The organism is Streptomyces sp. NPDC047081 (genome assembly GCF_040643775.1).
Classification (GTDB): domain Bacteria; phylum Actinomycetota; class Actinomycetes; order Streptomycetales; family Streptomycetaceae; genus Streptomyces.
In genome coordinates, this window is record NZ_JBEYUY010000017.1 from 164525 (window position 1) to 180173 (window position 15649).

Consider the following 15649-nt stretch of genomic DNA (forward strand, 5'->3'; position numbering starts at 1 on the left):
GCAGTGGGCCGTACGGGCCGAACGCGGCACCGTCCGGCCCTCCCTCCCCGCTCGCACGGTGGCGAGCCTGGAGGTGGGAGGCACCTTGCGCGGCATGCGTCGCGCCGACACCGGAGGTGTGCCATGACCGGACCTGTCGTCGTCGGACTCGACGGCTGTGCCGCGAGCGTGACGGCTGCATGGTGGGCGGCGCGCGAGGCCATGGACCGGCACGTACCCGTCCTGCTGCTGCACTCCTGGACGACCCAGCCGCTCGACGTGCACATCGCCCGGGAAGCCCTCAGCAAGCAACGCTACGGAGGACAGGTGCTCCAGCGGACGGAGGCCGAACTGCTGAACCGCTACGGAGATCTCTCCGTCATCACGGAGCTGGTCTCGGTCCCCGCCGCGCAGTCCCTGCTGGACGCGAGCGACAACGCCTCGCTCCTGGTGCTGGGTTCCCGCGGGCACGGTTCGGTGGCCGGCTTCCTGCTCGGTTCCATCAGCCTGCACATCCTGGGCCTGGCCCGGTGCCCGAGCGTCGCCGTGCGCACAGACGATCCCGCGGTGGAGGCCGGCTTGAGTCACCCGGCCGCGGCTGACCGCCAGGAGATCGTCGTCGGCGTCCGGGAGGCCGGACCTGCCACCGACCCGCTGCTGGAGTTCGCGTTCACTTCCGCGGAGCTGCGCGGGGCCCGGGTGCGTGCGGTCCGGGCGCTGCCGCTGAGCTCCTTGGTGACGCATCCGCCCATCGGCCGTTCCGACGAGGGGTACGAGACGGACGAGCACGGCCGGCTCGCGGCCGCCCTCGCGCCCTGGCGGCAGAAGTTCCCCGACATCGACGTCGTGGACCACGTGGCCCGGGGTTCCGCGGCACAGGTGCTGCTCGCCGCTTCCACCCACAGCATGCTCACCGTCCTCGGCCGCCGACGGCACCCCTCACCGCTGAGCTGGAGGCTCGGTCCCGTCACGCACGCGGCCCTGCACCACGCTCCGTGCCCTGTCGCCGTCGTCCCCCACGACTGAGCCCTACCGGCCACCCGAGCGAGGCGCGTCATGGACCATGTCACCGCGGCAGGGCGGCTGCACCGGCTGTGCACGGCGCTGTTCGTGCCGCCGACGCCCGAATCCGTCCTGCTGGCCGTGACCACCGCCGCGCTCGTCGCGGGCGGCGCCTGCCGGCTCGCCGGCGCCCCGGACCTCGCCGACCTCTGCTGGGGTCTGGGCACGGTCGCCGCCGTGGTCCCGGCGGTCGGCTGGGTGCTGGACGCCCTCCGGCGCGGCCGGGCGGGCGTCGACGTGATCGCCGTCCTGGCGCTCGGCGGCACGCTTGCCGTGCGCGAGTACCTGGCCGGAGCCCTCATCGCGCTGATGCTCGCCACTGGCCGCACCCTCGAGGCTGCGGCGCAGCGGCGTGCCTCCCGCGATCTGCGGGCGCTGCTGGAGCGCGCGCCCCGCACCGCCCGGCTGCTCACCGACGCGGGAGCGACCACGGTCGCCGCGTCCGAGGTCGCCGCCGGCGACCTGCTCGTCGTGGGGCCCGGCGAGGTCGTGCCCGTCGACGGCCGGGTGGCCCGGACACCGGCGGTGCTCGACGAATCCGCGCTCACGGGCGAGCCGCTCACCGTGCGCCGCGTCCAGGGCGAGTCGGTGCGCAGCGGAGTGGTCAACGCGGGCGACGCCTTCGAACTGCGCGCCACCGCGACCGAGCGGGACAGCACGTACGCCGGGATCGTACGGCTGGCGCAGCAGGCGGGCGCCGAGTCCGCGCCCGTGGTGCGGCTGGCCGACCGGTACGCGGCCTGGTTCCTGCCGCTGTCCCTGGCGGTCGCCGGGCTTGCCTGGCTCGCGAGCGGTTCCGCGGTACGTGCGGTGGCGGTCCTGGTGGTGGCCACTCCGTGTCCGCTGCTGCTGGCGGCACCGGTGGCCGTCGTCTCGGGTCTGTCCCGGGCCTCCCGCCTCGGCGCGGTGATCCGTGACGGCGGGGCGCTGGAGAACCTGGGCCGGGCGCGGACGCTGCTGCTGGACAAGACGGGCACGCTCACCGGCGGGCGCCCCCGGGTCCTCGACGTGATCGCCGCACCCCGCTGGCAGCCGACGCAGGTGCTGCGGCTGGCGGCCTCGCTCGACCAGTACTCCCCGCATGTCCTGGCCCGGGCCGTCGTCGACGCGGCCCACGAACGGGGCCTTCGTCTGTCCGTTCCCTCGGACGTGTCGGAGGAGCCCGGCCGGGGTGCGGCCGGCACGGTCGCCGGACGCCGGATGACGGTCGGCCGCCTCCCCGACACCACACCGCTCCCGGACTGGGCCAGGTCGGTGGACAACCGGGCGCTCCTCGACGGAGCGGCCGTGGCCTGGCTCGGTGTGGACGGCAGCCCCGTCGGTGCCGTGCTCCTGTGGGATCCCCCGCGCCCGGACGCACCACGCACCCTGCGCCGCCTGCGCGCCGCGGGTATCGAGCGGCTCGTCATGCTGACCGGCGACCGCGCGGAGCCCGCGCGCGAGGTGGGCGCCGTCCTCGGTCTCGACGACGTGCGGGCCGGCCTCACCCCCGCCGACAAGGTCGCCGCGGTGCGCACCGAGCGCGAGGGCGCGGTCACCGTGATGGTGGGCGACGGCGTCAACGACGCGCCTGCCCTCGCGGCCGCGGACATCGGCGTGGCCATGGGCGCCCGGGGGTCCACGGCCTCCTCGGAGGCCGCCGACATCGTGCTGACCACGGACCGGGTGGACCGGCTGGCCGACGCGGTCGCCATCGCCGTACGGGCGCGGCGCATCGCCGTGCAGAGCGCGCTCGGCGGCATGGTGCTCTCGCTCGCGGCGATGGTCGTGGCCGCCTTCGGCCTGCTCCCGCCGGCCGTCGGCGCGCTGCTGCAGGAGGGGATCGACGTCGCGGTGATCCTCAACGCGCTGCGGGTACTGCACGACGACGGGCAGGGGCGGCCCGCGCTGCCGCCCTCGACGGAGGCTCTCATCCGCCGCTTCGCCGCGGAACACGGTGACCTGCAGGACGTCCTGGAGGCCGTACGCGACGCCGCCGACCGGCTGGCCGACGGTACGGGGCCGCAGTCGCTGGCCGCGGTGCGCGAGGTGCACCGGCTGCTCACCGAGCGGCTGCTGCCGCACGAGTACGCGGAGGAGCACCAGTTGTATCCCGCGCTCGCCCCCACGCTCGGCGGCCCCGAGGCGACGGTCACCATGAGCCGCGCGCACGCGGAGATCGAACGGCTCGCCCGGCGCGTCGCCACCCACCTGACCCTCGCGGAGCGCGACGGAGCCCTGTCCCAGGACCAGCTCGACGACCTGCGGGCCTGTCTCTACGGCCTGCACACCGTGCTGCGCCTGCACTTCACGCAGGAGGAGGAGAGCTACTTCTCCCTCGCGCCCTGAGCGGGCCACGCCATCGAGGAGACGCCATGACCGATCCTCCGGGAAGCCCGGACACCGTACGGCCGGTCCTCGACTGCGCTCACCTCGCCCGGCGGTTCGGCGACCGTGTCGCCGTCGACGACGTGAGCCTGCGCATCGCGCCGGGCGAGACCTACGGTCTGCTCGGCCCGAACGGCGCCGGCAAGACGACGACGATCCGGATGGTCTGCGGGCTGCTGCGCCCGGACGCCGGAACCGTTCGCGTGGCGGACCGTGCGGTGAGCACCGCGGCCGGGCCCGCCAAGCAGTTGATCGGCTTCGTCCCGCAGGACGTGGCGCTCTACCCGGACCTCAGTGTCCGGGAGAACCTCCGCTTCTTCGGACGGCTCTACCGGCTGCCGCGCCGCCGGCTCGACCACCGCGTCGACGACGTGCTGGACCTCATAGACCTGACCACCCGGGCCGGTGACCGCGTCGACTCGCTGTCCGGCGGTATGCGCCGGCGCCTCAACATCGGTGCGGGGCTTGTGCATTCGCCGACCCTGCTGGTGCTGGACGAGCCGACGGTGGGCGTCGATCCGCAGAGCCGGCACGCGATCCTGGAGAGCGTCAACCGGTTCGGCGAGCAGGGCATGGCCGTCCTCTACACCACGCACTACATGGAGGAGGCCGAGCGGCTGTGCGACCGGGTCGGCATCATCGACCGGGGCCGTCTGGTCGCCGAGGGCAGCCCGCGCGAGCTGGTGCAGCTGGTGGCCGAGCGCGACCGGGTCCGGCTCACGGCGGCCGGCGGACTGTCCGCCTACGCGCAGGCCTGCCGTCGCCTGCCCCGCGTGGAGGGCCTGGCCCGCGGCGGCGACCACGGCGACGTGGTCGAGCTGGTCGTCAAGGACGCGCGGAGCCTGCTGCCGGACCTGCTCGACCTCGCGCACGAACAGGGAGTCGACATCCGCAGTGTGGAGATCGACGAGCCCGACCTGGAGGCGGTGTTCCTCCATCTGACGGGCACCGCGCTGAGGGAGTGAGCCGCAGTGGGTGCCGTACTCGCCATCGCCGCCAAGGATCTGAGGCAGCGGATGCGGGACCGGTCGGCCTGGGTGATCGTGTTCCTGGCGCCCGTGCTGATCTCCGCGCTGATGGCCCTGGCCTTCAACAACAACGACGAGTTCCACGCAGACATCGCGGTGGTGGATCTGGACCGGGGCCCGGCCGCGGCAGGCCTCACCGAGGTTCTGAAGAGCCCCGAACTCAGGGGCACGGTCCATGTGCGGTCGTACGGCAGCGAGGCCGCCGCCCCGCGGGCGGTCGACGCGGCCGACGTGCACGCCGCCGTCGTCGTGCCCGCGGGGTTCACCGCCTCACTGCACGGCGGTGCCGCCGCACCGGTGAAGGTCCTGGACAGCGTCGACTACGGCCTGCAGGCCCAACTCGCCCGCGCCGTCACCGAGTCCTACGTCGCCCAGGTCAACGCCGACCGGCTGTCCGTGGCCACGGCCGTCGCCGCGGGCGCCCCCGCGCAGGACGTCCCGCGGCTCGCGGCGAAGGCCGCCCTGCTGCGGCTGCCCGAGCAGGTCCGGGCCCAGGGCCTGCCCGATGACCCGCTGAAGGTCATCAGCTACTTCGGTCCGAGCATGGGCATGTTCTTCGTGCTGTTCACCGTGGGCTTCGGGGCGCGCAGCTACTTCGTCGAGCAGCAGCAGGGCACCCTCGACCGGATCGCGGCCGCTCCCGTCGGGCGAGGCGCGCTGCTGATCGGCAAGTCCGTGTCGACGTTCGTCTACAGCCTGGCCGGGCTCGCCACGGTCACGCTCGTGTCGTGGCTGGCCTTCGGCGCCCGCTGGGCCGATCCGCTCGGGATCGCCGTGCTCAGCGTGGCCATGGCGGTGTGCGTGGTGTGTCTGACGGCGCTGGTCATCGCGCTCGTGCGAACGGAACAGCAGGCCCAGGGGCTGGCGTCGATCCTGGTCTTCGCGCTCGCCCTGCTCGGCGGCAACTTCGTGTTCGCGTCCGGCACCACACCGCTGATCCGCCGGCTCGCGCAGTTCACGCCCAACGGCTGGGCGCTGCGCGGCTTCACCGACCTGGGCACCGGGGTGCGCGGCTGGGACGCGGTGGGTGCGCCGCTGCTCGGCATCGCCGCGTTCTCGGCGGTCGTGGCCGCGGTGACGGCCGTGCTGCTCCGGCTGAGGAGGACACCATGACCGCTCTCGCCGTCACCCGCGCGACCCTGAAGCGTGTACTGCGCGACCGGACCGCCCTGTTCTTCATGGTGCTGCTCCCGGTCGCGATCATCGTCGTCATCGGCGTCACCGTGCGCGGCTTCGACGAGTTCCGGGTGGGTGTCGTGCCGGATCCCCGGTCCGGGCCGGTGGCCCAGGAGCTGGCGGCGGACCTGACGAAGGCGCCGGGGCTGCGCACCCGTTCGTACGCCGACGCCGCGGACGCGCGCACCGCGCTGCGCCGCGCCGAACTGGACGCGGTGATCGTGCTGCCGGCCGGCCTCGACGAGAGCGTACGGGCAGGGCGGTCCGTCACGGTCCGGGTCCTGGTGGAGCCTTCGGGCAGCGCCGGGCACGCCGCGGTGTCCTCGGTGTCCGCCGTGGTGGCCGACCACGCCGCGCGTCTGCAGGCCGCCCGCTTCGCCACCGGACAGAGCGGCGGGACCTTCGACAGGAACCTCGCTCTCGCCCGCAGCGCGGAGCAGGCCTCCTCCCCCGTCGCCGTACGGGCCGAGACCGTCAACGGCCAGAGTGACTACCTGCCGCTGGGCTACAGCTACAGCACCCCGACCATGCTGGTGCTGTTCGTGTTCATCAACGCCCTGGCGGGCGGTGCAGCCATCGTGCAGACGCGGCGGACCGGCGTGTACGCGCGGGCGCTCGCGGCGCCGGTCTCGGCCCGCACCCTGGTGGCCGGCGAGACGATCGCGTATCTCCTGCTCGCCCTGCTGCAGTCCCTGCTGATCGTGGGCATCGGCGCGCTGGCCTTCGACGTCGCCTGGGGCGACCCGTTGGCCGCCGGTGTCCTGGTCACCCTGTGGGCGCTGGTCGGTACCGGGGCCGGGGTGCTGGCAGGGGCTGTGTTCCGTACGCCGGAACAGGTGCACGCCATCGGTCCGGCGCTCGGGATCGGGCTCGGCATGCTCGGCGGGTGCATGTGGCCGCTGGCCCTGGTGCCCGGCTGGCTGCGCACCGCGGGGCATGCGGTGCCGCAGGCCTGGGCGGTCGACGCGTGGACGACGCTGCTGTCCCGCGACGGCGACCTGTCGTCCGTGGTGCGGGAGCTGACCGTCCTCACGGGTTTCGCGGTGGCGCTCCTGACCTGTGCCTCGCTGGCACTGCGACACCGTCTGACGACCGGCCCCGGAGCGTGACTGCCCGGCCCATGACGCCGGGCCGCTCGACGCGAGGGCCGACCGGCCCGGTGTCCTGCCCGGTCAGCCTCTGTGGTGGGGCAGGTCACGGGCGGACGCTGGAGATGGAGCCGGGAGGGAAGGCGCGGGCTGCGTGGTGTCCGGTCGACGCCGGTACGCGTGCCGCCGACCGCCGGCTTCACCATCCGCGGCGAAGGAGGAACAGCGATGAAGCCCACGAAGGTCGGCGCCCTCATGGTCCGGGGCGTCGTCACCGTGCGCCCGGACACCCCGTTCAAGGAAGTCGCCCGGCTGCTCGGCAGGCACCGCGTCAGCGGGGTCCCGGTCACCGATGAGGACGACCGTGTCCTCGGGGTCGTCTCCGAGACGGATCTCGTGCTGCACCAGTCCCGTCGCTCGGCGGGCAACGGGTTCCTCGGCGGCCGGTTCGGCCGGATGAGCCGCGAAGTCAGGCGCACCGGCGCGAAGAGCCGTGCGCGCACCGCCGCCGAACTGATGTCCACGCCCGCGGTGACCGTCCACGCCGACACCGCCTCCGCCGAGGCCGCCCGGATCATGCTCCGGCACGGAGTCGAGCGGCTGCCCGTGGTGGACGAGGAGAACCGGCTCGTCGGCATCGTCACCCGCCACGACCTCCTGCGCGTCTTCCTGCGCACCGACGACCAGATCCGGCGCGATGTACAGCAGGAGGTCTTCGTGAAGACGCTCCTGCTGACGCCGCACATCGTCCGGGTCTCCGTGCGGGACGGCGTGGTCACGCTCGCGGGCAGGCTGGAGCGGCGCAGCGAGAAGTCCGTCGCGCTCGGCATGACGGAGCGGATCGACGGTGTCGTCGCGGTCGCCGACCGGCTGACGTACCGCTTCGACGACGCCCGCCTCCGGCGCACCGAACAGGCCCTGCAGGCCACGTCCGAGGGCTGGCTGCGCAAGCTGTGAACAGGCGGGGCGGCGCCATGGGGTCGGACGTCCGCGCCGCACCGGGGCAGGGGCCGTTGGTCACGAGCAGGGTGCCACTCGGCCCACGCGCCCTCCTCCCCGCAGGAGAACCCTGGAAGCAGAGTCCGTCCGGGGAGGCAGCCATGAGCGAACACACCGGCTCCAGGGTCATCGTCGTGGGTGTCGACGGCTCCGAGGCGTCACGCGCCGCACTGCGCTGGGCCGTGGAGCAGGCGCACGTACTGGACACGCAGGTCGTGGCCGTGCACGCCTGGGAACCTGCCGCGGCCTTCGCCCCCTACGCTCCGGTGTCCACGCGGCCCACCGCGGCGGAGCAGCGCGAACGGGCCGCCGAGCTCCTCGCGACGACCGTGCGCGCGGCCTTCGGCGCCCGCATCGATCCCCGCGTACGTGCCCTGCTCGTGGAGGGACCGCCCGTGCGCGTTCTGCTCCAGCGGGCGCGCGGGGCCCTGCTGCTCGCCCTCGGCCGCGCGCCCCACAGCCAGTGGGAGCTGCCGGCGGTGGGCCCGGTGGGCCGCGAGTGCCTGCGCCGCTCCGCGGTGCCCGTGGTCATGGTGCGCGCTCTCGACCTGGGCGAGGTGCCTTCGGGGACCGTGCAGGCGCCGGACCGGCTCCGAAGCGGTGCCGCATAGCGCCTGACGTGGCCGGAAGGAAGTCGGGCCCCTGCGGTCGGTGGGTCGATCGACCCCGATGGCGGTCCCGAACCGACCCCTGGTCCGGGGCGTTCGTCTCATGGCCGTCGGTGCCGTCCCCGACGAGGCTTCTCGGTGCGGACGGTGCCGGAACCTCCGGCACCCCGTGGACCACCGGGTGGAGGCGGCGACCATGAAGCGGATACACGAAGAACCCCGCCCCAGGCCTCCGCACCGGCCGGAGCCCCAGGACCTGCGCAAGCCGTCGGGGCGGCCCCTCCCCTACTGAGCGAAAACCCGTCCGGGCGATTCCGTAAGCACTGTCGGCGGGCGCCGGCTCACCGATCACCCGCACACCGCCAGGGCACGACCGGGGCCGGTCGACCTGCGGAAGGGGCCGGGCGGCCCTGTCCCGGCCGGCAGAGCGGGCGGGATGGTTTGGGCAGGAGGCGCGTTCCGCGCGGAGCATGGGAGGTTGTCATGACTGACCGTGAGGCCCGGCAAGCCACAGCAGCATCGGTGGAGGCACGTCATGCGATGCCCACCACCGCCAGGAAGCCGACCGAGGACTTCCGGCAGAACATGATGGTGCGCTACCTCCGGGCCATGGCCTCGCACGACGCGCAGGCCGCCGCCACCGAGCCGCCTCCGGCCGGACAGCCTTCGAGCGGCCACGCCCGGCACGCCGGCACCCGTCCGGCGACCGTCGCCGACCTTCAGGTCAGCCACATCACGAAGCGGTCCGCGGCCGGTGTTCCTCCCGACACGCCTTTCGTGGACGTCGCGCGGAGGCTGGCCCGTGAACAGACCGGTGCGCTTCCCGTGGTGGACGCCTCCGACCGGGTCGTCGGTGTGGTCGCGGAGTCCGACCTCCTGGCCCGGGCGGCCGCGCTCGCTTCCGCCGAGGAACGCACCGGCACGCTGAGCAAGCTGCTCGGCCGCCGGCAGCGGCCCGGGGACGACGAGGGTACGGCTGCCACGCTGATGTCGGCACCCGCGCTGACCGTTCACCCCTGGACGCCGGTCGTCGAGGCGGCCCGTACCGCCGCACGGTCCCGGATCAGGCAGGTGTACGTGACCGATCACAAGGACCGGCTCGTGGGCGTCGTCAGCCGCAGCGAGTTGCTGCATGCCCTGGTCCGGGACGACGCCGCCATCCGCGCGGAGATCGTCTCCCACGTCCTGCGGGACGAACTGGCGATCGCCCCCGAGCGCGTGCACGTACAGGTCCGCAACGGCGTCGTCACCCTCACCGGCCCGCTGGCCGCGGACCTGGTGCCGCGGCTGACCGAGGCGGTGGCGCGCATTCCGGACGTCCTCGACGTGGTGGACCACCTCAGGGCGGTCTGACGCCCGGTCCCTCCTTCTCCTTCCACCGCACATCGACCGCAGCCGACGCCTACCAGGGAGACCGGGTCATGACACACACGGCACCGGAGACCGTCAGCCCACCCGGGACATTGATCGCGGACGTGCACGGCCTCGACGTCACCCACGTCCACGGCGACGCGTACGACGTCGACATCCGCGGCCACCGGCTGCTGGTCGATCAGCCCAAGGAGGCGGGCGGCACGGACGTCGCGCCCACACCGGTCGAGCTCTTCGCCGCGTCCCTGGCCACCTGCGTCGCCTTCTATGCGGGCCGCTACCTCGCGCGGCACGGCCTGCCCCGTCGCGGACTGCGGGTGCACACGGAGTTCACGATGGCCGCCGGACCGCCGGCCCATGTCGACTCGTTGCGGGTGACGATCACTCCCCCGCCCGCGCTCTCCGCCCAGCGCCACGCCGCGCTGCTCGCCGTCGCCTCGCACTGCACGGTGCACAACACGCTGCGCCTGCCACCGCGGATCGACATCGGTCTGGAGCCGCAGGAGCCGTGACCGCGGACGCGGGCCGGACGGCCCATGGCGGCGCCCGCCGAGGTGGCGAAGCGTGAAGGGAAGAGTCCGACAGCCTGGGGGTCCGGTGCCGAGTCATCTCACAGCGAGTGCTTCGACCGGCCGTATGCCACCGGCCAGGGGTGCGGTCCCGCCGGCCGATGCGCCGGCGCCACCGGTCCAGCGGCTGCGCGCCGACGAGGTGTTCGCGGCGATCGGCGGTTCTCCACACGGACTGTCCGCCGACGAGACGCGTACACGGCAGGAGACATACGGCCCCAATGAACTGCCCCGCCCCCGCCGCAAGGGAGTGTGGCGGCACTTCCTGGCCCAGTTCACCGACCTCTTCGCCCTCGTCCTGATCGCGGCCTCGGCACTGACCTTCCTCGCCTACGCCCTGCAGGATCCACGGGATGTCGGCAACCTCCAGCTCGCTTTCGCGATCCTGGGCGTGGTCGTGCTGAACGCGGTGATCGGCTTCGTCCAGGAGTACTCGGCCGAGCGCACCGCCCAGACGCTGCAGGCCATGGTGCCGCACACCTGCCGGGTACTGCGGGACGGCGAACGTCTGGAACTGCCGTCCGGTGACCTGGTGCCGGGAGATCTCGTGGCTCTGGAGGCCGGCGACGCCGTGTCCGCGGACTGCCGGGTCGTGGAGGCGCACGGCTTGTCCGTGAACAACGCACCGCTGACCGGGGAGAGCTCGGCCGTCGCCCGGGTCGCCGAGCCGACCGCCACCGGCACCGCCCTGGAGTCCCGCAACTGCGTCTTCATGGGCACGACCGTGGTGTCCGGATCGGGCAAGGCGATCGTGTACGCCACCGGCGCGGCGACGGAGTTCGGCAGGATCTTCCGGCTCACCGACGAGGCTCCCCGCCAGAAGACACCTCTGCAGCGCGAGGTCGCCGTCATGGCCCGGCGCGTCGCAGCGCTGGCCGTGGCGATCGGCGCGGGCATGTTCGCGCTGCGCCTGCAGACGGGCCAGCCGCTGGTGTCGGCCTTCGTGTTCGCGCTCGGGGTGATGGTCGCCCTGGTGCCCGAAGGACTGCCCGCGACCCTGTCGGTGTCGCTGGCCATCGGCGTGCGGCGGATGGCCCGCCGTCAGGCCCTGGTCAAAAAGCTGCTGGCGGTCGAGGCCCTGGGCTCCACCACCGTCGTGTGCACGGACAAGACCGGCACCCTCACCCAGGCCGAGATGACGGTCACCCGGATCTGGAGCGGCGGCTGGCACGAGGTGTCCGGCGTGGGATACGCCCCCGTCGGCGAGGTGACCGATCCACAGGACCTGCACGAACTGCTGCTCAGCGCGGTGCTGTGCACGGATGCCCGGCTGGTACCTCCGGCGGAGGACGACGGCTGGCGGGTGCTCGGCGACACCACGGAGGGCGCGATCCTCGTCGCGGCGGCCAAGACGGGACTGCACACGGCCGCGGAGAAGGAAGCGTCACCCCGTGTCGGCGAGTTCCCCTTCGACCCCGTGCGCAAGCTGATGAGCACGGTCAACCGGACATCCGACGGCGACGTCCTGTGCGTCAAGGGCGCCCCGCAGGAGGTGCTGGCCCGGTGCACCCGTATCCGCTTCGACGGCACCGACCAGGAACTCGACACCCGCCTCCGCGATGCGGTCGTCGCGGCCGACGACACCATGGCCGGCCGGGGGCTGCGGGTGCTGGGCGTCGCCGTGCGTCCCGTCGGGGAACTCCCCCGCACGGCGGAGCAGGCCGAGTCGGGCCTGACGTTCCTCGGTCTGATCGGCATGCTCGACCCGCCCCGGTCCGAGGTCGCCGAGGCGGTGCGGGCCTGTCACCGCGCCGGAATCCGGATCGTGATGCTGACCGGCGACCACCCCCTCACGGCCGAGGCGATCGCCCGGCGTGTCGGCATAGTGACCGGTCCCTCCCCCACCGTCGTGACCGGCCCCGAGCTGGACTCCCTGGACGCGGCGGCGCTCGACCGGCTGCTCGCCGCGCCGGGGCAGTTGTTGCTGTGCCGGGTCAGCCCCGAGCACAAGATGCGGGTCGTGGCCGCACTCCAGGCACGCGGCGAGGTGGTGGCGGTCACCGGTGACGGCGCCAACGACGCCCCCGCGCTCAAACATGCCGACATCGGCGTGTCCATGGGCGCCACCGGCACCGACGTCGCCCGCGAGGCGTCCGAGATGGTGCTCCTCGACGACTCGTTCGCCTCCATCACGGCGGCGGTGGAACTGGGCCGGTCGGTCTACCGCAACATCCGCAAGTTCCTCGCCTACCTGTTCAGCCACAACATCGCCGAACTCACTCCGATCCTCGCGGCCGCGTTCGCCGGTTTCCCGCTGGTGCCCCTGACCGCCGTGCAGATCCTCGCCATCGACCTCGGCTCCGACGTACTGCCCGCGCTGGCGCTGGGCGCCGAACCGCCCGAGCCGGACACCATGGACCGCCCGCCCCGCTCCCGCCGCGAACGGCTCTTCTCCGCCGAACTCGTCCGCCGGTTCCTCTTCCTGGGAGCCGTCCAGTCGATCGGTGTGTGCGCGGTGTTCTTCTGGCAGATCCACGGCTCCGGAATCCCGTACGAGGACTTCACCGCCTCCGACCCCGCCTATCGCAAGGCCATCACGCTCACCCAGGCCGCGATCGTGGTGAGCCAGTTCTTCAACGCACTGGCGGTCCGCACGGACCGGCAGAGCGTGTTCGGCGTCGGGCTGTTCTCCAACCCCCGGCTGATCGCGGCCGGCTGCTTCGGCATCGGCCTGATGGCCGCGATCAGCTACGTGCCGGTGCTGCAGGACGTGTTCAACACCGCGGCCCTGTCGGCCCTGGACTGGGTCGTCCTCGTCGGCTTCGGCGCCCTGCTGCTGGGCGCGGAGGAGGCCCGCAAGTGGTGGGTGCGCCGTGCTCCGGTCCCCGCCCCGGAAGAGAAGGAGGCTGCGCCATGAGGGTCATCGTGGTGGGCTGCGGCCGGGTCGGTTCCGCGCTCGCCGTCCAGCTGGTCAACGAAGGCCACGACGTACGCGTCATCGACCGCGACCCCAGGACCCGACGGCTGCTGCCGGACGGCTTCCGCGGAGAGGTGCTGCACGGCAACGGCTTCAACCGCACGCTGCTCGAATCCGCGGGCATCGGACTCGCCGACGCCTTTGTCGCCGTCACCTCCGGCGACAACACCAACATCGTCAGCGCCCGCACGGCGAAGGAGACCTACCGGGTCCCGATCGTGCTGGCCCGCATCTACGACCCGAGGCGCGCCGACATCTACCGCGACCTCGGCATCCCGACGATCGCCAGCGTGCGCTGGACGGTGCACCAGCTCCACCAGATGCTGCTGCACCGCCATCTCACCCCGGAACTGGACTTCGGCAACGGCGAGACGATGCTGCTGCGCTCCCGGCTGCCCGCCTACCTCACCGGCCGGCGGATGGGCGATCTGGAGGTCGACGGCGAGATCCGGGTCGTCGAGGTCACCCGCGGCGGACGGTCGTTCCTGCCCACAGCCCACACGCCCGCGGAAGCGGACGACCTGATCACGTTCGCCGTCGCCGCCGACGCCCTCGGCCGGCTGCGCGGCTTCCTGGACAAGGAGCTCGGCACATGAAGGTCATCGTCGCCGGGGCCGGGCGCCTCGGTACCCAGATCGCCGAGGTCCTCGGCGCCGCCCGCAACCAGGTCACGCTCGTGGACCAGGACGACGACCGGGTCGCCGCGCTCCAGGGCCGTGTCCCCGCCGATCTGCGCATCGGTGACGCCTGCGAGCCCGCGGTCCTGGAGGACGCGGGCGCCCACGCCGCCGACCTGGTGGTGGCCGCCACCGGCGAGGACGAGGACAACCTGGTCGTCAGCCTGCTCGCCAAACGCCAGTTCAAGGTTCCCCGGGTCATCGCACGCGTCAACGACGAGGAGAACGCCTGGCTGTTCACCCACCACTGGGGCGTCGACACCGCCGTACCGGCCGCCGCGCCCCTCGTCTCGCTCATCGAGGAGGCGACCAGTGCCAGCGACACGGTGGCACTGCTGCGGTTGAGCAAGGCGGGTGTCAACGTGATCGAGACGACCATCGGCGCGCATTCCCAGGCCGCCGGTCACGCGCTGGCGGAGGTGGCCGTGCCGCCGGGACTGGTCATCGCCACGGTCGTCCGCGCCGGAGAGCCACTGGCCCCCACGCCGGAGCTGGAGCTGCGGGAGGGCGACGAGATCCTGGTGGTCTCGCACAGCGCCACGGAGGGCGAGGTCCACGCGATCTTCCAGTGAGCGGCTTCTTCCGCCCGGGTCAGCCGTTCATCTTCTTGCGCCACTGGGGACCGACCCGCTCCCACTCCGCCTCCCAGGCCCGGATCCGCCGCCGGTCCAGGCGGAAGCGTGCCAGGCAGGCGCAGCCCGCGGCCGCTGCGGCGGTGCCGAACACGACCAGCACACCGGCGAGCGCCGACTGCAGCCTCGCCTCCAGGGGGCTGGGGGGACTGGTCACCAAGCGCTCGTGGTTGTCGACCCACACCGTGACCGAGGCTCCCGCCGCGCTCCCCGTCGCGACCCTCGCCATGCCCGTGTGCGTGGATCCGTCGGCGGCCCTCCAGTGCACCTTCGCCCACACCGTGTCGCCACTGCCGCCGGCCGTCGTCACGGTCGGGCCCCGGGGCGCGTCACGGGTGAGTACGGCCGACACGGAGTGCACCGACGCGCGCCGTGCGGCGAGGCTGTCCGCCATGCCGGCATCCGCCGCCAGGCCGGCGAGCAGGCCGCCCACCAGGGCCACCAGCCAGGCGGCGAGAACGATCCAGGCCTCCACGCGGTCGCTGCGGCGCCGCAGGGGATTGTGCCGCCATCGCCACAGCGGCACCTTCTTCACCCGGGTGGCACGCGTCCGCGTCATGGGGTCACACCCCCTTGCCTCTCACTCGAATGTCTCACGTGCGCGGGCGGATGCGCACAGGCCGACCAGGCAGGATCCCGGGCCGGGTGGCCGGGTGACGGACCCGGTCAGCCCCGGGCGCCGCTGCCGTAGGGGGCGTACAGGTCCAGCAGCCGGGTCCGGGCCGCGTTCAGCCTGCGGGCCACGGCTTCGCCGACCCACAGGGCGATCGCACGCCCCATCTCGGGGTCGTCCTCGCACATCCGCCGGACGGCCGCGGCATCGAACTCGTGGGCCCGCACCGGCCCCACCGTCCGGGCGCCGAACTGCCACGTATGCGGCGTGTACAGCCAGGACCAGCCGAGGAGCTCGCCGGCGCCCACGCTGTCGATCACGGGCGCGCGGCGTCCGGGTACGCGCATGTCGAGCGCGACGGCGCCCGCGTCGACGATCCAGAAGTGGTCCGCCCGGCCGCCCTCGTTGAACAGGCGGGTCTGCGGCGGGTAGCGCACGTCGTGTGCCAGGCTCATCAGCCTTCCCCGGTAGACGGCGGGGAGGTTCCTGGTCATGCGGGGTGTGGTCGCGGTGGTCATGGCTGCGCCTCCTCCTGCGCCGGGCCGACGCGGGGTCGTCACCGG

14 protein-coding genes are annotated in these 15649 nt (G+C 73.2%); 12 read left to right on the plus strand and 2 right to left on the minus strand.

What is annotated here, in order from left to right:
- The first annotated feature begins 123 nt into the window (after positions 1-123).
- From ABZ848_RS29730 to ABZ848_RS29785, 12 genes are all read left to right on the plus strand, one after another.
- Complete coding sequence (locus ABZ848_RS29730) at positions 124-1005, plus strand: universal stress protein (RefSeq protein WP_360836818.1); 882 nt, start codon at positions 124-126, stop codon at positions 1003-1005.
- Between the two features lie 30 nt (positions 1006-1035).
- The gene (locus ABZ848_RS29735; protein ID WP_360836820.1) at positions 1036-3369 is read left to right on the plus strand and encodes a heavy metal translocating P-type ATPase; all 2334 of its coding nucleotides are present in this window, start codon (positions 1036-1038) and stop codon (positions 3367-3369) included.
- Between the two features lie 26 nt (positions 3370-3395).
- Entirely contained in the window at positions 3396-4373 is a 978-nt protein-coding gene (locus ABZ848_RS29740) for an ABC transporter ATP-binding protein (RefSeq protein ID WP_360836822.1), read from the plus strand.
- A gap of 6 nt (positions 4374-4379) precedes the next feature.
- Complete coding sequence (locus ABZ848_RS29745) at positions 4380-5549, plus strand: ABC transporter permease (protein ID WP_360836824.1); 1170 nt, start codon at positions 4380-4382, stop codon at positions 5547-5549.
- Positions 5546-6721 (plus strand): ABC transporter permease, encoded by a 1176-nt coding sequence (locus ABZ848_RS29750; RefSeq protein WP_360836825.1) that lies wholly within the window; start codon positions 5546-5548, stop codon positions 6719-6721. Before ABZ848_RS29745 ends, ABZ848_RS29750 begins: the two co-directional genes overlap by 4 nt.
- Before the next feature lie 207 nt (positions 6722-6928).
- The gene (locus tag ABZ848_RS29755) at positions 6929-7657 is read left to right on the plus strand and encodes a CBS domain-containing protein (protein WP_360836826.1); all 729 of its coding nucleotides are present in this window, start codon (positions 6929-6931) and stop codon (positions 7655-7657) included.
- A 143-nt stretch (positions 7658-7800) separates the two neighbouring features.
- Positions 7801-8310 (plus strand): universal stress protein, encoded by a 510-nt coding sequence (locus tag ABZ848_RS29760; protein ID WP_360836828.1) that lies wholly within the window; start codon positions 7801-7803, stop codon positions 8308-8310.
- A gap of 480 nt (positions 8311-8790) precedes the next feature.
- Entirely contained in the window at positions 8791-9660 is an 870-nt protein-coding gene (locus ABZ848_RS29765; RefSeq protein WP_360836830.1) for a CBS domain-containing protein, read from the plus strand.
- A 68-nt stretch (positions 9661-9728) separates the two neighbouring features.
- Entirely contained in the window at positions 9729-10190 is a 462-nt protein-coding gene (locus tag ABZ848_RS29770; protein WP_360836831.1) for an OsmC family protein, read from the plus strand.
- Between the two features lie 124 nt (positions 10191-10314).
- Entirely contained in the window at positions 10315-13104 is a 2790-nt protein-coding gene (locus tag ABZ848_RS29775) for a cation-transporting P-type ATPase (RefSeq protein ID WP_360836833.1), read from the plus strand.
- Entirely contained in the window at positions 13101-13760 is a 660-nt protein-coding gene (locus ABZ848_RS29780) for a TrkA family potassium uptake protein (protein ID WP_360836835.1), read from the plus strand. The genes ABZ848_RS29775 and ABZ848_RS29780 overlap by 4 nt, the downstream gene beginning before the upstream one ends.
- Positions 13757-14413 carry an NAD-binding protein gene (locus ABZ848_RS29785; RefSeq protein ID WP_360836836.1) on the plus strand — a complete coding sequence of 219 codons (657 nt, stop codon included), beginning with the start codon at positions 13757-13759 and terminating at the stop codon, positions 14411-14413. The genes ABZ848_RS29780 and ABZ848_RS29785 overlap by 4 nt, the downstream gene beginning before the upstream one ends.
- A 19-nt stretch (positions 14414-14432) precedes the next feature.
- Here the strand turns inward: ABZ848_RS29785 and ABZ848_RS29790 are convergent, their stop codons facing one another.
- Together ABZ848_RS29790 and ABZ848_RS29795 are read right to left on the minus strand one after the other, a co-directional pair.
- Positions 14433-15032: a hypothetical protein gene (locus ABZ848_RS29790; protein WP_360836838.1), complete on the minus strand. Its 600-nt coding sequence runs from the start codon at positions 15030-15032 to the stop codon at positions 14433-14435.
- A 107-nt stretch (positions 15033-15139) separates the two neighbouring features.
- Positions 15140-15604, minus strand: a complete 465-nt coding sequence (locus tag ABZ848_RS29795) for a cyclic nucleotide-binding domain-containing protein (protein ID WP_360836840.1) — start codon at positions 15602-15604, stop codon at positions 15140-15142.
- Positions 15605-15649 lie beyond the last annotated feature (45 nt).

Coding starts and splice junctions, on each gene's coding strand:
- ABZ848_RS29730 (WP_360836818.1), top strand. CDS start 124: ATGACCGGACCTGTCGTCGTCGGACTCGACGGCTGTGCCGCGAGCGTG.
- ABZ848_RS29735 (WP_360836820.1), top strand. CDS start 1,036: ATGGACCATGTCACCGCGGCAGGGCGGCTGCACCGGCTGTGCACGGCG.
- ABZ848_RS29740 (WP_360836822.1), top strand. CDS start 3,396: ATGACCGATCCTCCGGGAAGCCCGGACACCGTACGGCCGGTCCTCGAC.
- ABZ848_RS29750 (WP_360836825.1), top strand. CDS start 5,546: ATGACCGCTCTCGCCGTCACCCGCGCGACCCTGAAGCGTGTACTGCGC.
- ABZ848_RS29755 (WP_360836826.1), top strand. CDS start 6,929: ATGAAGCCCACGAAGGTCGGCGCCCTCATGGTCCGGGGCGTCGTCACC.
- ABZ848_RS29760 (WP_360836828.1), top strand. CDS start 7,801: ATGAGCGAACACACCGGCTCCAGGGTCATCGTCGTGGGTGTCGACGGC.
- ABZ848_RS29765 (WP_360836830.1), top strand. CDS start 8,791: ATGACTGACCGTGAGGCCCGGCAAGCCACAGCAGCATCGGTGGAGGCA.
- ABZ848_RS29770 (WP_360836831.1), top strand. CDS start 9,729: ATGACACACACGGCACCGGAGACCGTCAGCCCACCCGGGACATTGATC.
- ABZ848_RS29775 (WP_360836833.1), top strand. CDS start 10,315: ATGCCACCGGCCAGGGGTGCGGTCCCGCCGGCCGATGCGCCGGCGCCA.
- ABZ848_RS29780 (WP_360836835.1), top strand. CDS start 13,101: ATGAGGGTCATCGTGGTGGGCTGCGGCCGGGTCGGTTCCGCGCTCGCC.
- ABZ848_RS29785 (WP_360836836.1), top strand. CDS start 13,757: ATGAAGGTCATCGTCGCCGGGGCCGGGCGCCTCGGTACCCAGATCGCC.
- ABZ848_RS29790 (WP_360836838.1), bottom strand. CDS start 15,032: ATGACGCGGACGCGTGCCACCCGGGTGAAGAAGGTGCCGCTGTGGCGA.
- ABZ848_RS29795 (WP_360836840.1), bottom strand. CDS start 15,604: ATGACCACCGCGACCACACCCCGCATGACCAGGAACCTCCCCGCCGTC.